This window comes from Flagellimonas chongwuensis, from assembly GCF_013376415.1.
In the GTDB taxonomy this organism is placed as follows: Bacteria; Bacteroidota; Bacteroidia; order Flavobacteriales; family Flavobacteriaceae; genus Flagellimonas; species Flagellimonas chongwuensis.
Genome location: NZ_WYET01000009.1, coordinates 1 through 20,250, shown reverse-complemented (window position 1 = coordinate 20,250; position 20,250 = coordinate 1). Strand labels below are relative to the sequence as shown.

Genomic DNA, 20,250 nt, shown 5'->3' with positions numbered 1-20,250 from the left:
GTTATGAGCCAAAAAATCAAACTTACCGAAGCAATCTCCATAGGAATCGGCGGTATGGTCGGTGGCGGGATTTTTGCGGTTTTGGGTTTGGCTGTGACCCTCTCCAAAGGAGGAACCCCACTGGCCTTTCTGTTTGCGGGCATCTTAGCCCTGATTACCTCATATAGTTATGTAAAACTATCCAAATCCTATCCAGATTGGGGAGGTACCGTCAAATTTATTAACCAAGGTTTTGGAGAAACCATATTTAGCGGAGGCATCAACAACTTGCTTTGGGTAAGTTACATCATTATGTTATCCCTATATGCATCCGCCTTTGGTTCCTATGCCCCAAACCTTCTATCCATCAGTGGAACAGAGTTGGATTTTCATATATATGCAACGGGCATCATTGTTTTGGCGTCAATAATAAATTATTACAGTGTTAAGGTAGTAGGGATGATAGAATCCTATGCCGTAATCATAAAGTTGGTCATCCTGATTTCTTTTATCGGCGTTGGATTGTATGGTTTGATGGGCAATCCGAACTTGGAACAATTATCCCCGCAAAACTGGGAAGCTCCCTTACAGCTTTTGACAGGCGGGATGGTAATTTTTGTAGCTTATGAAGGTTTTGAGCTCATTGCCAATTCGGCTCCCGACATTAAAAATCCAGAAAAGAACATTCCAAGAGCATATTATATTTCCATCATTTTTGTGGTGCTTTTGTACATTATTATTGCGGTGGTCACTGTAGGCTCCCTACCCTTCGACAAAATAAAAACGGCTGAGGATTATGTTTTGGCCGAAGCAGCCAAACCTATGCTCGGCCAAACTGGTTTCACCATCATTACCATAGCTGCACTCATCTCTACGTTTTCGGCAATAAACGCCTCTATTTATGGCGGAAGCAGGGTAAGCTATGAAATAGCCGAGGATGACGAACTCCCCCATCAGTTCACCTTTAAACTTTGGAATCAGCCCGTAGGATTACTTATTACGGCCATTCTTACCATTATATTGACCAACACCTTGAAACTGGAAAGTATTTCAACTGCGGGCAGTGTAGGTTTTCTTCTGGTTTTTGCCATGGTAAATTACGTTGGGTTTAAGCTGTCCAAAACCACGGGCAGTAGAAAAACAATTCCTATCATAGGGTTTGTACTATGCATCGTTGCCATGGGCGTTCTGCTACAGCAACAATTCGGAACAAACAGAATGGGAGTAATCGTGGCCATCTCTATCATCGGGACTTGTTTTTTGATTGAATGGATCTACAAGAAGTTCGAAAAAAATAAAAAGCCATAGCATGCTCAAATTTTTCAGAAAAATCAGAAAGCAATTGATTGCCGAAAAAAAGGTCGGAAATTATCTTCTGTACGCCATCGGTGAAATTGTTTTGGTGGTTATCGGCATCTTGATTGCATTGGCCATAGACAATGCAAACGACAATCGCATAAAACGGGAAAAGGAGCAGGTTTACCTTAAAGGCTTAAAAGAAGAATTTGACATCAGTAAAATTAAGCTGGAAGAGCTCATCAAAGTCAACCGGAAAAGCTATAAAGCTGCACAAAAAATTGTTTTGCTGATGGAAGATGGAACAGTAGCTACAGAAGAAACTTTTTCAAATTTACTTTCCGATGCTTTCACCAACGATATTTTTTTCAACCCGAACAACTCGTTGCTGAATGAAATGATCAACTCCGGTAGTTTAAAGGATATTTCCAATGACACCTTACGAATTCGGCTCACCAATTGGATATCTACTATTGATGATATAACCAATCAGGAAAAAATGCTAGGTGAAGAACGGAACAATACCGTAAATGTTTTTAGGGATGAAGGTTATAGCATCCACACACTGCTGGATCATACGGGCATGTCGGAAAAATTAGGCATTCCCCTTAGCAAAAACCCAGTCAGCAACTTAGGCGCATTGGAATCCGTTGCTTTTGAAAACAACATCCTGTTATTCATTATCACAAGCCAATCCACCGAAATAGACCACTACAATCCGCTAATGGCAAGTCTTGAAACCATTTTGGAAAACATCAATAAAGAATTGAAGAAATAAAAAAGGGCGATCAATGATCGCCCTTTTTTATTCTTAGTTTATGGTATCTTTCTTCTTTTTCTTGAGCAGTCCGCCCAAAATGGATTTGGCGGCATCTTTAACGTCCTCTTGCTTTTTCGCTTTTGTACTATCGGTTGCCGTAGTATCCTTTTTACCACCCAGAATGTTTCCAATAGCCTCTTTAACTCCGTCAGATTTGCTTTTGGTAGTATCGGCCCCATCTTTTTTAAATGCATCGGACAGCAAATCTTTCACCTTGTCCTTGCCTTGATTGACCAACTTCTGCTTTTGCATCTCCACCAATTTGGATGTCAATGTTTTCACTCCCGAAGTAAGGTCGGTACTTACTGACGGATTGGTGAAATTGCCTCCAATATTCGCCGTGACCGGGATTGTAACTTCACCCACACTATCATCGTTCAGTTGTGAGATCAGTTTAGTGACCTCTGTGCCCAAATATTTTGCAGGAACGTTCAGGGTGGCCGAATAATTCATTTGCTTGTCAAAAGAGTGACTGCCGTTCACATCTATGGCGATGTCCTTATAATTTAAGGTAAACGGCTTCACTTTTACCGTACCATTATCAAAGGTCAATGCAGTCTTTAAGCCATCCAAATTAATTTCTTTTGTATTTAAAAAGCTGAGCTTGCTGTCCAGTGCAGATACCAAAGGTGCTTTTTGGGTATCTACCGTTGGATTCAACAATTCCGCCAACAAATTACCTGAAATAGTGGCCAAATTTGGTGTAAAATCGTCTTTAAGGTTACCCGATATTTTAATATCTGAATTGAGTTTTCCTTGAATCGCCGTTGCAAGTGGTGTTAGCACCTTGAACAATTCCAATCCTGCAAACGATTCCCCAATATTGAAATTATCCATACCAAGATTGATATCGAAAGTCGATGCTTCCTGCTTGGTGGATACGGAGCCGGACAGTCCCAAAGTACCACCGAACAAATTGGAAGTCAGATTCTGTACCGTTGCGGTTTCATCCTTGATGATCAAGGTTCCTTTAACGTTTTTCAGATTAAGGTTGTCGTAAACCACCGTATTGGCAGATGCCTCAATGGTGCAATCCAAAAATGACGGTATCTTGATTCGCTCCTCCCCCGTAGTGGTAGAACTCGTTTCTTCACCTGTTCCTCCCCCCTCATTTCCTTCTACCTCATCTACCATAAAATCGTTCAGGGCAAATTGGTTGGAGTCAAGCGTAAACTTTCCTTCGATGTTTTCATCATTGAACATAAAACCAAGCAAATTGGTCAATGTTCCTTTCGCGTTAAAATCTGTACTTCCCGTTTTTCCTTGAAACGAATCCAAAGTCACCGTATTTGGATTAAATGTTACGGCCGCAGTGCTAATTGCCAGAGGATTTTTAAGTTCCTCAGAAGCATATTCAAACCCGGTCAAGGAAGCCTTACCTGTTGTTTTGGTATTCTGATATTGCTTTTTCTCCAAAGAAGCCATATCGAAGGCAGTGGTAACATCTGCATTCAAAATTCCTTTAAGGTTAAAATCGTTGGGTACGGGATAGGCCTGTGAAATATTGGCCAAATTGATTCTTCCGTCCATATGGGCATTTACTTTGGTATTGCCCATTAACTCCCTAATCTGTGCATTCAAATTGAACTTATCCTCATCTATCAGAAAAGAAAGTCGATTGATATTGACATAGGTATCCTCGGCGATTCCAGTCTCGTTATTGATCTCCGTATCGATGTACACATTGCGCACCGATTTAGGCAAATCTGGATATTTGAATGATGCATTTTCCGAGTTGATGGCTATCTTAAAGGTTGGAATATGCTCATCATCCACCACGCCTTTAAACTCACCGTTCACTTCAAAATTACCTGTGGTCTGTACATTTTCAATATTGGCCGCATAGGCCTCGGGAATTACCGCCAAAAAGTTTTTAAAATCCGAAGATGGTGTTTTAAATGTAATGTCCACCTCCTGATTGTCCTCGTTCACCTTCACGAAACCGTCAAAAACCAATGGCAATTGGTTCACGAGCGCCTTGTTCTCCAAAAAAGTGTATTTGTTCTCGCTCAGGTCGATACCGATCAGGGCATCCAGATTGATTTTATTTTTGTTCAAGTATTGGGTACTGTCCATTTCGAAGGTTACCAAGGCATCCGTCATTGTTTTCAATTCCCATTTTTCTAAGGAAAGATCTCCGGTTCCAGAGTGGTTCATTTCAGTAATGTCCAGCAACATACCACTTGCCAAATCCTCATAAATAATTTCGGAATTGGTAATGGCATACGAATCCATGTTCAATGTAAAATTGCTGTTTGATTCCTCGGGTGATGCGGTAGCGGATGGTTCGGACTCTTTGGCTATATCGTAATTGGCATTGCCTTCCTCGTCCGCTTTGATGTGCAATTTGGCTCCGTCAATATTTAAGGTCTTGATCACGATTGGCTCATCTGCCGACTTGAACAGTTCCTTTATGGACATGGAAAGTTCGATTTCGGAAGACGCAAATAAGGTGTCGCCTTCAAAAGGGGCTTTGTTCACCAACGACAGATTGGTTAATCCAACATTGGCGTAAGGAAAGCTTTTGAGAAGGCTCAAATCGGCATCCTCAAAATCCAAGGTGGCATTGAAGCTGTTGTTGACTTTTGTTTTGATGATCTCTTCAATTTTACCTTGAAGAAATAATGGGACCGCAATAATGATCGCGAGTAGGATAAGTAGGGTTATTCCAGTAATCTTTAGGACTTTTTTCTTCATACTTCGGTGTTTTACAACAAATTAAAGGAGAAGCATCAATCCAAAGAAATTTCCTCTCCTATTTTTAAGTTAAATCTTTTTCGCATTAGATATACGAAAAAATAGAGCAAAGGGGTGTCGAGGAGGGCAATCATTATTTTAAAAATAACACCACTAATCAACAATCCATAAAATTTGTCCCAAGGCAAGACTCCAAAAATGCACAAGAGCCCTACCACGGTAAAGGTATCTATGAATTGAGAAGAAAATGTGGAAAAGTTGTTCCGGAGCCATAGCATTCTACCGTTGGTCACTCTTTTCCAAAAATGATAGATGGTGATATCGATGTACTGCGCGCCCAAGTAGGCAAGCATAGATGCCAATACGCCCAATGGCGACAATCCGAATACGGTGGTAAAGGTTGCGTCATCCACAGGAGAATTAAGGATGGCGGAGGAATAATTGGCCAACAAAATAATGCCCATCGAAAAAAACGAAGCAAAAATACCTGCGGTAACTATTTGGTTTGCCTTCCTCTGCCCATAAATCTCAGAGACTAAATCAGTAATCAAAAAAGTGATGGGATAGGGCAAGATCCCCACGGAAAGTTCAAAAAGTGGCGCTCCAAATACCGTAACATCGCCAAAGGGACTCCAAGAGAAAAACTTTTGGAATATAAGGTTGGATACCACCAATGAGGTAATGAACAGCGCCCCAAGGTACAGATATATAGAAAATGCTTGCTTTTTGTCCTTTTGCGTCATATATGGATCAACACGGCTGATTACTTAATGTTCAAACTGAAAGGCATCTTTGCCTGGATCCCTTCTTGTTTGGTGAACTGATTGAACTCTTTTAAAATTTTGTAAGCTTCAGTGCCTATTTCCTCTTGAATGATGGATTCGCCAATTTTAGTCTTTACTGAGCCATAATTCTCCATAAATTGTTCAAAACCGGATTTGTAACGCGGGTATTTTTTAACACCATACTCTTCCAATCCCGCCATATCGGCTGCAGCTATTATAGCATCTTCCAAGTTGCCAAGCTCATCCACCAAACCAAGTGCATGTGCATCGACCCCGCTCCAGACCCTGCCCTGGGCAATTTCATTGACCCGTTCAACCGACATGTTTCGGCCTTTGGATACGCGATCCAGAAATGTATCGTAAGTTTCTTCGATGCTTTCTTGCATTACATTGCGGAAAGTATCGGTCATCGGCTCAAAAAAGGAATAGTCCACCGAGTTTTCGTTGGTTCCGACCTGTTCTGCGTTCACCCCCATATTCTCCGCCAATTCGTGCACGTTGGGAATTGTACCAAAAACTCCGATAGAACCTGTTATGGTGGTAGGTTCTGCAAAAATCATATCACCGCCCACACCAATATAGTAACCCCCTGATGCAGCTACATTTCCAAAGGAAACTACTAATGGCTTTTCTTTTTTTGCCAATTGCATTTCCCTCCAAATAATATCCGAGACCAGTGCGCTTCCGCCCGGAGAGTCCACTCGAAGTACAATAGCTTTTACATTTTTGTTATCTATCGCCTTATGCAGCGCATCCACTATCAGTTTTTCACCGATGTAATTCTTTCCCCCTTCGCCAATCAAGATTTCGCCCTGTGCATAGATTACAGCAATATCATCGGAACCTTTATTGATTTTTTTAAGCTTAGCCTTTCGCATATAGTCCATAAGGCCAACATAGTTCAATTCTTCGTCTTCGGCCACTCCGATTTTTTCCTTGAGAAGGTCTTCGTATTGATCATAATGTAACGCTCCGTCCAACAAACCTGAAGCAACCGCATATTCGGGGGTTCTTCCACCAAGAGTATCCGCAATAATATTCAGGTTTTGGGGAGTAATATTTCTGGATTCAGAAATATCATCCACAATAACACTCCAAATCGATGTAATCAATTCCTTTATCTGGGTACGGTTTTCATCGCTCATGGTATCGGAAAGAAAAGGCTCTACCGCACTTTTGTACTTTCCATGACGGATGACCTCCATTTTGATGCCGGTTTTCTCCTGAAGTCCCTTGTAAAAAAGCACTTCGGTAGCCAATCCCTTAAAGTCAAGAACACCTACGGGGTTAATGTAAACCTCATCGGCTGCGCTGGCAAGGTAATAATCGCGTTGAGCATACACATCGGAGTGTGCCATTACAAATTTTCCGCTCGATTTAAAATCGATCAGGGCCTTGCGTATTTCCCGGGCCTGGGATATTCCTGCCTGCAAAAACCCGGTGGTCAGGCTTATTCCTTCAATATTATCATCATTCTTGGCTACCGCTATGGAATGTAGAATCTCGTCCAAACCGAGTTCTTCCACCCATAGTGCAGCAAAAGGGTCGTTATCGTCCTTACCCGTATAGTCCAAAACAGGAGCTACAAAACTGAGCTCCAACACACTATTCCTTTTCACCACTACACCATCATCCATACTCCCAACAAGGGCAATAAATATGAAGAACATCCCAACAATGATCATAAATGCCACCAAGCTCCCTAATATCGAGGCCAACAGGTTTCTTAAAAACTTCATTCAGTCAAATTTAATACGCATCAAATATAACCAATGTAGTATTGTTTTGTTTACTTTGTTTCTTCGATTATGGTCATAAAACAAAAGGTTTATCTATCATTGGGCAGTAATTTGGGAAATCGCTATGCGAACCTCCAAAAAGCTATTTTCCGTATTCAGGAGAAAGCGGGAAAAATCTTGGATATTTCTTCGGTCTATGAAAACCCGGCCATGGGATTTGAAGGGGATGATTTCCTAAACATCGCCCTTTCCCTATTAACCCCGTTAAATCCCAAGGAACTGCTTGAAGCTCTTTTGCAAATCGAAAAAGATTTCGGAAGAGTTAGGTCTGCATCGGGACATAGCTCCAGAACGTTGGATATTGACATTATATATTATGGCACGGAAGCCATAAACTCCGACGACCTAGTTGTCCCCCATCCTCAGATGCAGCATCGGAACTTTGTTTTAAAACCCTTGAGCGATATTGCTCCGCAGTTTTATCATCCTGTGCTTTACAAGGATACGCGCAATCTTTTGCAGGAGTGCAGAGATAAGAGCAAGCTCACAAAAACCAAGTACAAACTCTTTAAAGACAGGTCGGGATTGTTTTCCCAGTTGCAGCTTATTGCCATTGAAGGGAACATCGGAGCAGGGAAAACTACACTCTCTAAAATGATTTCCAATGACTTTAATGCCAAATTGGTGCTGGAACGCTTTGCGGACAACCCCTTTCTCCCCAAATTTTATGAAGATCAAGCACGCTATGCATTTCCTTTAGAAATGTCCTTTCTGGCGGATAGATACCAACAGTTTATGGATGACACTTCGCAGTTTGATCTCTTCAAGAATTTTATGGTGAGCGATTACGACATCTTTAAATCATTGATTTTTGCCAAGGTTACCTTGCAGAATGAGGAGTACAATCTATACCGAAAGGTCTTTAATTTTATGTACAAAGAAGTAAGGAAACCCGAAATCTATCTCTATCTGTATCAAAATACCGAACGGTTGCTTGCCAATATCAAAAAACGTGGGCGAGACTATGAACAGAATATAGACCCTGTTTATCTGGAAAAAATCAACCGTGGTTATCTGGATTTCATCAAAAGTAACCCCAGTCAAAACAGCATTATATTGGATATGGGCGAACTGGATTTCGTAAACAATCCAGAGGATTATGAATTCATTCTACAAAAGCTGGAAGACAACATACTTTTGTTAAACATTTAAGAGAATTTTTGGAAAATGTTTGGATATAACGAATGGTTTTATTTTATTAGCATCCTCTAAAAGAGAAACTAACTAACTCAGACTTTATATACGGCCCTGTTTTTCAGGGCCATTTTTATTTTTGAGCATTTTGTTTACACCAAATATCCCAGACCACTACACCAGCACTTACGGATATATTCAAGGAATGCTTGGTCCCAAACTGTGGAATCTCCAAAATGGTAGAACTGGCCGAAACCACTTCCTGTGAAACTCCTTTGACCTCGTTTCCAAAAACTAGGGCAACGGTTTTTTCCGAATCCACTTGATAATCGTTTAACATCACCGCATTTTCTGCCTGTTCAACGGACACTATTTCCACTCCTTCCGACTTTAACCCCTCGACCAACTCCAAGGTATCCTTTCTATATTCCCAATCCACACTCTCGGTGGCGCCCAAAGCTGTTTTACGAATGTCCTTGTGGGGCGGGGTCGCAGTGATTCCACAGAGGTATATTTTTTGAACCAAAAAAGCATCCGCGGTCCGGAACACGGAACCTATATTGTTCAAACTACGGATATTGTCCAAAATGATGATGATAGGAGTTTTCTCAGCCTCCTTAAAGCCGGTCACATCCAACCGTTCCAGCTCGCTATTTTCCAATTTTCGGCTCATTTTTTAAACATTGAGGTAAAAATATCAACAAAAATTCCTGATGGATGATGAAAGCGATATATTCGTTTCCATCCCAATTTTGGGCAAAAATAAAAGAATTAAATCGCTTTGGCAGCCAAGAAAAAGATTAAGAAAGTAACTCCATTGATGCAACAATACAATGCCATTAAGGTAAAACACCCTGATGCATTGTTACTCTTTCGCGTAGGGGACTTTTACGAGACCTTTGGTGAAGATGCGGTAAAGGCCGCCAAAATATTGGGCATCATCCTTACCCATAGGAACAACGGGGGCGACAAGACGGAGTTGGCAGGCTTTCCGCACCATTCGCTCAACACCTATTTGCCCAAATTGGTAAAGGCAGGACAACGTGTTGCCATTTGCGACCAGTTGGAAGACCCCAAACAGACCAAAAGCATTGTAAAACGTGGGGTCACCGAGCTGGTAACTCCCGGGGTAGCCCTAAACGATGATATTCTTTCCGCCAAGAGCAACAACTTTTTATGTGCCGTACATTTTGGACGCAACAAATTAGGGGTCTCATTTTTGGATATCTCTACCGGAGAATACTTGACCTCCGAAGGTTCGGTGGAACAAGTGGACAAGTTGCTCCAGAATTTTTCGCCAAACGAGGTCCTGGTATCTAAAAGCCATAGAAAAGATTTTGTGGAATGCTTCGGCAACCAATTCCATAGTTTCTTTTTGGAGGATTGGATTTTTCAGGAAGACTATGCCCAAGAGAGCATGAACAATCATTTTGGGACAAAAACCCTGAAAGGATTCGGCATAGACCATCTCAACCACGGCATAATTGCTTCGGGTGCTGTTCTGCACTATCTGTCCGAAACACAGCACAGCCGATTGCAGCACATCAATAAAATACAGCGCATTGCCGAGGAGGAATATGTTTGGATGGACCGTTTTACCATCAGAAACCTGGAGCTTTATCATTCCTCGCACCAGAATGCGGTAACCTTGTTGGACATCATCGATAAGACCATTTCCCCGATGGGCGGACGGTTACTGAAGAGATGGCTGGCACTTCCCCTGAAAAATGTGGAAAAAATCCAACAAAGGCATCAGGTTGTCTCTTATTTAAAAGATGAGGACGCACAACTGAACAAAATTCAGGGACATATCAAACAGATGGGGGATTTGGAACGATTGATTTCCAAATTGGCCACGGGTAAAATCAACCCCAAAGAAGTAGTTCAACTTAAAAACTCTTTGGAGGCCGTTGTTCCTATCAAAAAGTTGGCCCAAAACAGCTCCAATGATTCCCTAAAAAATATTGGCGAGCGCTTGAACGATTGTGATTCGCTCCGCTCCAAAATCAAAGAAGTCCTCAATGAGGAAGCTCCCGTGAACATTGCCAAAGGCAACACCATTGCCGAGGGCTATTCCGAGGAACTGGATGAGCTCCGAGGATTGGCATTTTCCGGCAAGGATTATTTGGACAAGATGCTGGAACGCGAAACCAAGGAAACCGGCATTAACTCATTAAAAATCGCGTCCAACAACGTGTTTGGATACTATATCGAGGTCCGCAATACACACAAGGATAAAGTTCCCGAAACTTGGATACGCAAACAGACCTTGGTGAATGCCGAACGCTACATCACGGAGGAATTAAAAGAATATGAATCCAAGATTTTGGGTGCCGAGGAACGCATTTTTCAATTGGAGCAACAGCTGTTTGAGCAATTGCTCGTCTGGATGCAGGAATATATTTCTCCCGTACAGCTCAATGCGCACTTAATTGCACAATTGGACTGTCTTTGTGGATTTGCGCAATTGGCGAAGGAGAACAATTACGTTGAGCCCGTAATGAATAACTCAACGGACGTCGACATTAAAGAAGGGCGTCACCCCGTTATCGAAAAACAACTGCCTATTGGTGATACATATGTAACCAATGATGTTTGCCTTAACCGTGAGGAGCAACAGATCATTATGATTACGGGACCCAACATGAGTGGTAAGTCGGCCCTTTTACGACAAACAGCATTGATTGTTCTGTTGGCGCAAATGGGAAGTTTTGTCCCTGCCACAGAGGCCCATTTGGGTGTGGTGGATAAAATATTTACTCGGGTCGGAGCCAGCGACAACATTTCGATGGGCGAATCGACCTTTATGGTGGAGATGAACGAGACAGCTTCCATTTTGAACAATCTTTCGGAACGCAGTTTGGTGTTACTTGATGAAATTGGCCGTGGCACAAGCACTTATGATGGAATTTCAATTGCTTGGGCCATTTCCGAATATTTACATGAGCACCCGGCCAAGGCAAAGACATTGTTTGCCACACACTACCACGAGCTCAACGACATGACCAATACGTTCACGCGCATTAAAAACTTCAACGTTTCCATAAAAGAACTGGAAGATAATGTGCTTTTCTTGCGGAAATTGGTTCCCGGTGGCAGCGAGCACAGTTTTGGAATCCATGTGGCCAAAATGGCCGGAATGCCGCAACAGGTAATTCAAAAAGCGAACAAAATTCTGAAAAAACTGGAAAAATCCCACTCAAGTGAAGAGGTGAGCGATAAATTACAGGCCTCCCAAAACGAAATGCAGTTAAGTTTTTTCAATTTGGACGACCCCTTACTGGAAGAGATCAAGGAGGAAATTTTACACTTGGACATTGATACGCTTACACCTGTGGAAGCTTTGATGAAGTTGAACGAAATCAAAAGGCTACTCGGTAAAAAGAAGAAAGCATCCTCCTAATTGATACGGTTAAACTCTTCTTTTTCCAGATCACGGGATTTTTTGCCGGATGCTCTTCCAAAGCTTCTGGAATACGTAATGCGAAATATTCGTGTAAATGCCGATTCGTCCCTGTAGGTGGAATGGGTATCAATATCAAAAACAATAGGGGTCATACCACTGAGATGGCTATCAATCTTCATTGACTTGAACACATCGGAGATACTGAACTGCAATGTTCCCCAATTATTTTTAAATGCTTTGGAAAGTCCAAAATTCAAAACACCAAAACCTTTGGTAAAGTTGGTTCCGTTATAGTGGTCAAAATTATACCACCCGGAAAATTCCATATCCATTCCCCAAGGCAACGAAACAGTTTGATTAAAGTTTAGGCTTTGATAAAAATAGGTTTTTTCCGCAGGGTCGGGACTGTAAGAAATCCTATAATCACGAATGGCCGAAGTGGAGGAAACATTAAGTTTTCCCCATGCCGACCATTGCCATGGAATGTTCAAATACAGTCCGATGCTTTTTTGATAGTCTGCATTTTGAGGAGAGACCACAAGAATATCGTTTTGAGGTGTTGTTGTAAGCTGATATCGAATTATCGGGTCGATTTCCTTTTGCAGCGAAATTCCTGCCAAGAACCCGTTCCTGGCATATTCCATCTGTAAGGAATTAGTGATGCCGGGACGCAATAAAGGATTCCCTGTAAAAATTGCGGTCGGATCATTGTAATATAGACTTGTCACCAAATCGGAATAGGACGGTCTGCTTATTCGTCGGTTGTAGTTTAGGTTCAGTTGATCATTTTCGGAAAGTTGATATTGATAGGTTACGGACGGAAAGAATTGATGTATGGAAAAATCATCCTCTGCACTGGAAAGGGTTCGTTTCCAATCCTCGTACCTGACCCCTGTTCTCAATTTTGAGTTTTCTCCAATCCCCATGTTGAACTGCCCATACAATGCCCATAACATTTCAGTACTCGAAATCACGCTTTGTGACCGTGGGTCCACCTCCCAAAATCCATCTACGTTGGTTTCCACTTTACTGTTGTTGGAATTGTTGGCATAACTCCCCTTGAATCCAAACCCTACATCCACTTTTTTATTGAACTCATGGGTATAATCCAATTTTAGCACCCCTAGATGAATGGCAGATTCACTAAAACCACGATTCCCGTCCGTAAAAATTTCATTTTCAGGCTGAAACATTTCACCAGCCTCGTTAAAATATTGGCTTACTGTGGTGGCCGGGTTATCATTTTTGAAGTCTAGGTAGCTTATATCCACCATAAAATCCGAACGTTCCGATACGTCTGTTTTCAGATATAACGAAGCGATAACATTGGACTTATCGGAAGTTCCGCGTGTTACCAAATGAGACCTGAAAAAATCCTGTCCCTCAATATATCTTTGATTGTTCACATCGGAAATTGAAAGATTATTGGCTAAATTCCAAATAAATTCACCCCCAATCTCAACGTTGGTCGAAAGCTGATATCCCAGGCCAAAATTGATATTGTGCGTATTGTTGTTATTGTTAAAATAGGTGGAAAATACAGCTTGGCTGGGAGCTCCCAAAATGGGTTGAAAACTTGAACCCGAACCCTCGAACCCATTTTTTCCATGGTCGTGGAACCATGAATAGCCCGCATTTAGGCGAAGCGTTTCCTTGCCATACGAATAGTTTAGGGAAGAACTTGATTTTTCCCAATAGCCATATCCCAAACTCCCGCTAAAGTTCCATTGGCTACCTTGGTCCAGCCCTTTTTTAAATACGATGTTGATGATTCCCGCTCCCCCATCTGCATCATATTGGGCCGATGGCGAAGTCAAAAGTTCTACCTTTTCAATATTATCAGCCAGTGTGCTTTCCAAAAGTGACATCACATCCTCCATCGGCATGGTCACCCTTCTACCGTTCATCAATACGGTGACCCCGCTTTGCCCGTTCAGGGAAAACTGATTGTCCCTATGGTCCAAAATAACCCCGGGCAATCTTTCCAATAGTTGAAGTGCATTGCTGCCCTTTGTCAAAATACTGCTTTGGACATTGATTACCCGACCTTCTGGTGTGTTCTGCACCCAATTTCTTTTGGCTTCCAAAACCACTTCATCCAGCTGGCTGATGGATTCCTCTAGCACCAAAATACCAAGATCCATCAAAACGGAAGAAGATTCCAAAGCAAAGGTTTCGGTTTCGTAGTCGGAATAGCCTAAATTCACAACTCTGGCCATATAAAGGCCCGGATTGTCATGATCTACCAAAAACCCACCATCTTCCTCCGTAATTGTCCCCGTCACCAAGGTACCGTCGGAGGCTCTTAGGAGTAATACGTTGGCAAAGGGAACGGGGCTATTTTGGGTATCGACCACCCTACCGTACACCTGACCGTAGACTTTAATGAATCCCAACACTAGGTAGATGGCAATTATCACAAGTGGCATTGTCCTGTCTTTTTCCATTTTGAATCAAATTTGACCCAAATGAAATCCCTGCCATTTTATTTGCCCAATCATATTGACTTAAGCCCTAAAGCTATTGACCAATGACATGATTGGAAAGACAAAGCCTTAAAATGCATTTCGTCAATTATTTAGCGCCATATGTCAATTCGCTACGGATGAATTATCAAAAAAGCTAACTTGTATGTTTTAGTCTTTGCGCATGGACCTTAGCCGCTTGAAAAAATTTATACTACGGAGCAAGCTCTACCATATTCCGTTTTGGCTCTGCTATCATTTGGTTTGGCTCACGATCAATGTGGGAAGTATTTCGGAGGTAACCGACTATTTGCTCCACAGCGATACCACCCTTAAATTCTATTTTTACGTCGTATTTCAGGTAATCGGGGTGTATTTCAACCTATATTACCTGATTCCCAAGCTTTTGTATGTGGGAAAATATTTTAGGTATGTCCTTTCCGTACTGGCCACTATATTGATCTCCAATGCATTTATTACAAGCGGGTATTTTTTAACGGCCTATCTATCGGGAAAATCCTTGTTCGAACTATTCGGTGTTTATCCAAATCAGTTTGCGACCATATATTTTGTATGGGCCTTGCCCTCCACGGTTGCATGCATGACCCTGGGGATGAGCATAAAACTTGGAAAGAATTGGCTTGAGGCCGAAAAGCGAAAACTCAGTCTGGAAAAGCAAAACCTGGAAACCGAACTGAAGTATTTGAAATCTCAGATCAACCCCCACTTCTTGTTCAATACGATCAACTCCATCTTTGCGCTGATACATAAAAACCCTGACCTCGCATCAGAATCTCTTGCCAATTTCTCGGACATGCTCCGCTTTCAATTGTACGAATGCAACGATGAAAAAATCGATCTTGACAAAGAGCTTCATTTTATTGAAAACTTTATCGACCTCGAAAAGCTTCGATTGGATTCTGAAAGTACCGAGATGCAGTTCGATATTTTGAACCTGAGTAGGGAAGGTAAAAAAATAGCCCCGTTTATTTTGATTCCATTTATTGAAAATGCCTTCAAACATATCTCAAAAGGAAAAGGAAAACGACATTTTATCCATATGTCGCTTCAAGTGGATGATAAAATCCTGAAATTGTATATTGAAAACAGCAAAGGTTTCAATGAAATTCTTGATGATAGCGGAGCATCGAACGGTATAGGGCTCAAAAATGTTGCCAGAAGACTGGATTTGCTATATCCTGAGTCACATTCGCTGGTCATTGAAAACCAAAAAGATAGATTTTCGATAAAATTAGAACTGGAATGGCAAAAAAGTTAAGTTGCATCATAGTGGACGATGAGCCTCTTGCCAGGGAGGTGATCGGGGACTACATCAAGGTAGTTGATCAATTGGAACTCATATGCACGGTAGAGAATGCCTTGGAACTGGACCTGATACTGGGAGAGCATTCAGTGGATCTTATTTTTTTGGATATTCAAATGCCTTTTTTAACCGGTCTGGACTTTTTAAAGGTCCGTTCCAATTTACCCATGGTCATTATAACTACTGCCTTTCCAAATTATGCGGTCGACGGATTTCATTTTGATGTGATCGACTATTTATTGAAACCGATTACCTTCAATCGATTTTATAAGGCCATTGCCAAGGCAGGCAGGTACCATAACCTCAAGTCCGGCGACAGGGAATCAATGGAGGAAGCTGCCGATCTAGACCATTTTTTTATAAAATGTGATGGTCGCTATCAAAAAATATACACCTCCGAGATATTGTTTGTTAAAGCGATGGAGAACTACATTCTCATCCAGACCTCTTCTGAAAAGCACTTAAGCTTAATGCCATTAAAGACTATTGAAGAGAATCTGGACACCGAGGAGTTTGTACGTGTGCACAAGTCATTTATAGTACCTGTTTCAAAAATCCGCAGCCTTGAAAACCATGAAATTATATTGGAGGAAGGACATAAAATACCCGTGAGTCGAAATTATGCGAAATACGTGCAGGACAAAGTCCTCAAGGACAAGGTGCTAAAGCGAAAAGATTCCTAAACCTGTATTGAAGGGATAACAGAATGATTTTTAGCGGAAAAAAATTAACAATTCCATACCACTTATATTTTTATTCAAAACGCTTTCCTTTTTAAAGAAATATATTAAATTTGCATCCGCGCTTGGAAAAAGTGCCAAGTTCTTTAAAATGCGAAAATAGCTCAGTTGGTAGAGCATCACCTTGCCAAGGTGGAGGTCGCGGGTTCGAATCCCGTTTTTCGCTCGAATAAAAAACGCTGCTTGCAGCGTTTTTTTGTTTAAGTCCTGCTCGAGTGGTGGAATTGGTAGACACGCCGGACTTAAAATCCTGTGGGCTTTTTGCCCGTGCGGGTTCAAGTCCCGCCTCGAGTACTTTAAACCCTGCAAATCTATTTTTTGCAGGGTTTTTTGTTTCTATCCGGTCAACAATTAATGCTTTTCGAGCAATTCTTGGTCCTAAGAACGATTAAATTCATTTCTTAAAGCTTTTGCACCCATCTAATTTTATCGTTTGAAAGAAGGATACACATACGCCAACCGGTTTAAGTTGAAGGATTTCCCTCATCTTTTTGCGGACACCTTTAATGCTTGGAACAAAGCGAATCCATGGCGATTGAGCGCTGTGGTTGCCTATTATGCGGTCCTGTCGCTCCCTGCCCTGCTAGTCATCATAATTAATGTAGTTGGGTCTATCTGGGGGGTAGATATCGTTCAAGGGCGGTTGACCAACGAGTTTTCGATTGCACTTGGGCCCAATGCCGCTCAAACGATTCAGGGAATTATTGAGGACACGCAGAACAAGGACAAAAATTTAATCTCGACCATTATCGGTATCGCGACCTTACTGTTTGGTGCCACTGGAGTTTTTTACCAGCTAAAAATATCCCTGAACGAAATATGGCGTATTTCAGGCTCTCCTGGATTCAACTTTTGGAAATTGGTTTCGGAGCGAGCCAAGAGCTTTGCCTTTATTCTGGTGATCGGATTTTTATTACTGATCAGTTTCATCATAACGGCGGCCATTACGGCCCTTAATGATTATCTTAAAAGTTTTATTTCGGAAGCTGCCGTATACCTCGCCTACGTGGTGGACATCATGTCATCTTTAGGTATAATCACCGTAATGTTTGCTCTTATGTTCAAATTTTTGCCCGATGCCAAGATCAAATGGAGAGCAGTTTGGTTCGGGGCCTTTATTACAGCCATTTTATTTGTGATTGGCAAGTTTCTGCTAGGTCTCTACTTTGGAGAAGCAAACCCTGGCTCCACTTATGGGGCTGCAGGCGCTATCGTTTTGGTCCTGTTATGGGTGTCCTATTCTTGTCTGATCTTATTCTTTGGAGCTCAGTTCACCTACATTTATGCAAAAAAGTACAATATTCTATTCGTTCCTTACAGCGAACTTGACAGCTAGTCCTTTTTACTTCCTTTTACCTTCAACAACAATACCCTTCCACCCCATTAATGCATCATAGGTTCCCTTTTCATTTTTAATGAACTCGAAAGACTCGGCCGACTTGGAATCTTCAAAAAATACGGTAGGACTTTCCGCCTTCAACTCTCCTACTTTTTCATCTTCTTGTAAAACAATCAAATGGTCACCCTCGACCTCAATCTCCAAAACCAACCCGTCAAAATCAGCAAAAGTATAAGCTCCTGCGTATTCTTGGAGCACTTCTTCATCAACCTGAATAGCAACTCTGTTAATTTCTTTCGGGTAATCCACAGGTTCTGATTTCATCAATTTGACCATATCATCAATGGTATCAAAAAATGGCATTTCATCATAATTGGCCAAAAGCACAAAATCGAAATGATTTTTGAGGTCGCTATACACTTGTGCCCGGATACCCTTGGAACCTCCATCTTTTGCAATGATTCCATTTTTATTCATTATAGATGATGCATAGGGCTCTTGCTTGATATGGTCCATAAACTTTTTAAGGTCTTCGGCCGCTGAAAAAAATCGCGCATTTCGGAATTCATCTTTTTGGATATTATCAATGTGCGTTACGGCACCATCCTTTAAAATGTGGTTTTGCGCCATCCGCTCCACACGATTTTTACTTACAAAGAAATGCGCCCCACTCGAATCCATCCCCAACGGTTCAAAAATTTCATCGACCACACATTGAGAAAATGATTTTCCATATATTTTAGACACAATACAGTACAATATTTCATACCCAACATTAGAATATTGCACATCCGTTCCAGGTTGAAACAATAGTTTTTGTTCTTTCGACAATTCCAGTATTTCATCCGATGTCAGTAGATATTCCTCTCCCTCAAAACCTATTAATTCCCGAGGCAAACCCGAACTGTGTTCCAAGAGCATTTTCAAAGTAATTTCGTTGCCTCTGGGAAAATCATCAAAATAGGCGTCCAAGGTTTGATCCATGGATAATTTCCCATCCAACTCTAATTTCACCAGTAGATAGTGGGTCATTAACTTGGCTATGGAATGAATATCAAACTGGTAATCGGTAGCTACATAGGTTGAGCTGGTACCATCCTGATTCAAATTATAGGCCTTGTCCAGTAAAAGCGTATCATTTTTAAATACCAGCAGTACACCATTGAAGCGGTCCAGTTCCGTTAATTTGGTAAAATAGGTGTCCACCGAATCGCGAACCCGCTCCAATTTAGGCGAGAGCAACACTTCCCCTTTCTCCGGTTTTTGCTTGCAAGATGCCAACGCCAGCACTCCGAAAATGACTAAAAAATACCTCATGGTCTACTTTTTATGCAAAGAACCTACACCTCACTGTAATTTAATTGTAAAAATGGAAACCTATTGATGTCGCATTAAAAACTCAGGTAGGTTATTGAAAAACTTTTGAGGTGCAATCCCGCAGACCTTTTTGAAGTCATTGATAAAATGAGGTTGATCAAAATAACCATAGTCGTAGCTAAGCTCAGTGAGTGAAATATCCGGGGTTCTCTGCTTGAACTTAACCAAATCCAAAATACGAACTGTTATGATAAACTGCTTCAGGCTGTACAATACCTCCTTTTTGAAAATCTTTCCCAAGTATTGTCTAGACCGCTCAAATTGATGACTTAATTCATTCACCGTCACCTTGCCCTGCTCAGCATAGATATATTCACAAAGATCACGAACCAAAACCATAGTGGATGTTAGTTCCGGCATAGTTTGGGTCATGAATTTATCCGCCAAAGTGAATTTTTCTTCTACTTCATGTGTTCTGAAAATTTGTTCATGGAACGAAATCAGATTCGTATTGAAATCACTTATATCGACCACACCGGATTCTTTTAATATTGAAAAGAAATAAGCGTTGGTCCATGGCTGTAATTTGATGGTGAAAAAAGTCAACGATTCGGCTGCCTCAACCCGGTATGGCGGCGTAACATCATGAATAGTGAATACTTTGCTTCGTATGGGAACGGAATCATGCTCGACACCAAAATAAAAAACACCTTTGGCCTCTTTAAAAAACACAAAATCATAACAGCAATCATCGATAACTGGAATGCGGCGATTTGCCTTTTCCTTGTTTATATGAATGTAGTAGCATTCCCTAAAAAATGAATCGAAAGGTTTTTGGGGACTATAGCTGACTACGTTCATTTATATTGATATTTAAAACATTTTAAGATAATAATTGCGTTGAACAATAATCGGACAAACACAAATCAATTCAAAAAAGGTTCTGATGATTCTATCCATTAAAAAGCCCACATCTTGAATGCGATGCGGGCTTTCCAAATTTCATGAAGCGATTTTTTTTCTAGGTCAACAAATTACCGTCTTCGTCCCATTCTGCGATGACGCCCCGCTTGCTCTGGTCCACGCACTTGGCCAGCCATTCCTCGTCGTAGGCCACCCCGTGCTGGTCAAGGACGTCCTGTGGCACCC

Annotated in this window: 14 protein-coding genes, 2 tRNA genes and 1 pseudogene; 9 read left to right on the top strand and 8 right to left on the bottom strand. The window is 41.5% G+C overall.

Going from position 1 to position 20,250, the window contains the following annotated elements; translation table 11 throughout:
- Nucleotides 1-3: 3 nt before the first annotated feature.
- Nucleotides 4-1,287, top strand: a complete 1,284-nt coding sequence (locus tag GUA46_RS15070) for an APC family permease (protein ID WP_176621186.1) — start codon at nucleotides 4-6, stop codon at nucleotides 1,285-1,287.
- 1 nt (nucleotide 1,288) lies between these two features.
- Complete coding sequence (locus GUA46_RS15065) at nucleotides 1,289-2,053, top strand: DUF6090 family protein (RefSeq protein ID WP_176621185.1); 765 nt, start codon at nucleotides 1,289-1,291, stop codon at nucleotides 2,051-2,053.
- Nucleotides 2,054-2,086: 33 nt separating this feature from the next.
- Here GUA46_RS15065 and GUA46_RS15060 read toward each other — a convergent pair whose 3' ends face one another.
- The 3 genes from GUA46_RS15060 to sppA are packed head-to-tail and all read right to left on the bottom strand — an operon-like array spanning nucleotide 2,087 to nucleotide 7,316.
- Entirely contained in the window at nucleotides 2,087-4,792 is a 2,706-nt protein-coding gene (locus GUA46_RS15060) for an AsmA-like C-terminal region-containing protein (protein ID WP_176621184.1), read from the bottom strand.
- Nucleotides 4,793-4,827: 35 nt separating this feature from the next.
- Entirely contained in the window at nucleotides 4,828-5,535 is a 708-nt protein-coding gene (locus GUA46_RS15055; protein WP_176621183.1) for a queuosine precursor transporter, read from the bottom strand.
- Nucleotides 5,536-5,555: 20 nt separating this feature from the next.
- Entirely contained in the window at nucleotides 5,556-7,316 is a 1,761-nt protein-coding gene (gene sppA, locus GUA46_RS15050) for a signal peptide peptidase SppA (RefSeq protein ID WP_176621182.1), read from the bottom strand.
- 69 nt (nucleotides 7,317-7,385) lie between these two features.
- On the opposite strand from sppA, the gene folK reads away from it, so the two are divergent.
- Nucleotides 7,386-8,528, top strand: a complete 1,143-nt coding sequence (folK, locus tag GUA46_RS15045) for a 2-amino-4-hydroxy-6-hydroxymethyldihydropteridine diphosphokinase (RefSeq protein WP_176621181.1) — start codon at nucleotides 7,386-7,388, stop codon at nucleotides 8,526-8,528.
- Between the two features lie 115 nt (nucleotides 8,529-8,643).
- On the opposite strand, the gene GUA46_RS15040 is transcribed toward folK, so the two are convergent.
- Nucleotides 8,644-9,183, bottom strand: a complete 540-nt coding sequence (locus GUA46_RS15040) for an RNA methyltransferase (protein WP_176621180.1) — start codon at nucleotides 9,181-9,183, stop codon at nucleotides 8,644-8,646.
- A 147-nt stretch (nucleotides 9,184-9,330) separates the two neighbouring features.
- Here GUA46_RS15040 and mutS point away from each other — a divergent pair, with 147 nt between their 5' ends.
- Complete coding sequence (gene mutS, locus GUA46_RS15035; RefSeq protein ID WP_176621295.1) at nucleotides 9,331-11,913, top strand: DNA mismatch repair protein MutS; 2,583 nt, start codon at nucleotides 9,331-9,333, stop codon at nucleotides 11,911-11,913.
- Here the strand turns inward: mutS and GUA46_RS15030 are convergent.
- Nucleotides 11,910-14,363, bottom strand: a complete 2,454-nt coding sequence (locus GUA46_RS15030; protein WP_176621179.1) for a TonB-dependent receptor — start codon at nucleotides 14,361-14,363, stop codon at nucleotides 11,910-11,912. The genes mutS and GUA46_RS15030 overlap by 4 nt on opposite strands.
- A gap of 217 nt (nucleotides 14,364-14,580) precedes the next feature.
- Between GUA46_RS15030 and GUA46_RS15025 the strand changes: the two genes are divergently transcribed.
- The 5 genes from GUA46_RS15025 to GUA46_RS15005 all read left to right on the top strand — a co-directional run bounded on the left by GUA46_RS15025 (nucleotide 14,581) and on the right by GUA46_RS15005 (nucleotide 17,781).
- Nucleotides 14,581-15,660 (top strand): sensor histidine kinase, encoded by a 1,080-nt coding sequence (locus GUA46_RS15025; protein ID WP_176621178.1) that lies wholly within the window; start codon nucleotides 14,581-14,583, stop codon nucleotides 15,658-15,660.
- Nucleotides 15,645-16,388, top strand: a complete 744-nt coding sequence (locus GUA46_RS15020; protein WP_176621177.1) for a LytR/AlgR family response regulator transcription factor — start codon at nucleotides 15,645-15,647, stop codon at nucleotides 16,386-16,388. The genes GUA46_RS15025 and GUA46_RS15020 overlap by 16 nt, the downstream gene beginning before the upstream one ends.
- 150 nt (nucleotides 16,389-16,538) lie before the next feature.
- A tRNA-Gly gene (locus tag GUA46_RS15015) sits at nucleotides 16,539-16,611 on the top strand.
- A gap of 43 nt (nucleotides 16,612-16,654) precedes the next feature.
- Nucleotides 16,655-16,739 (top strand) — tRNA-Leu (locus GUA46_RS15010).
- A gap of 139 nt (nucleotides 16,740-16,878) precedes the next feature.
- Nucleotides 16,879-17,781, top strand: coding sequence for a YihY/virulence factor BrkB family protein (locus GUA46_RS15005; RefSeq protein ID WP_176621176.1), 903 nt, complete (start codon nucleotides 16,879-16,881; stop codon nucleotides 17,779-17,781).
- A gap of 6 nt (nucleotides 17,782-17,787) precedes the next feature.
- Here GUA46_RS15005 and GUA46_RS15000 read toward each other — a convergent pair whose 3' ends face one another.
- From GUA46_RS15000 to GUA46_RS16855, 3 genes and pseudogenes are all read right to left on the bottom strand, one after another.
- A complete protein-coding gene (locus GUA46_RS15000; RefSeq protein WP_176621175.1) occupies nucleotides 17,788-19,101 on the bottom strand; it encodes a serine hydrolase domain-containing protein in 1,314 nt (437 codons plus the stop codon).
- Between the two features lie 60 nt (nucleotides 19,102-19,161).
- Nucleotides 19,162-19,962: a helix-turn-helix transcriptional regulator gene (locus GUA46_RS14995; RefSeq protein ID WP_176621174.1), complete on the bottom strand. Its 801-nt coding sequence runs from the start codon at nucleotides 19,960-19,962 to the stop codon at nucleotides 19,162-19,164.
- A gap of 160 nt (nucleotides 19,963-20,122) precedes the next feature.
- Nucleotides 20,123-20,250 (bottom strand): annotated as a pseudogene (locus GUA46_RS16855) (gluconate 2-dehydrogenase subunit 3 family protein); the annotation flags it as partial.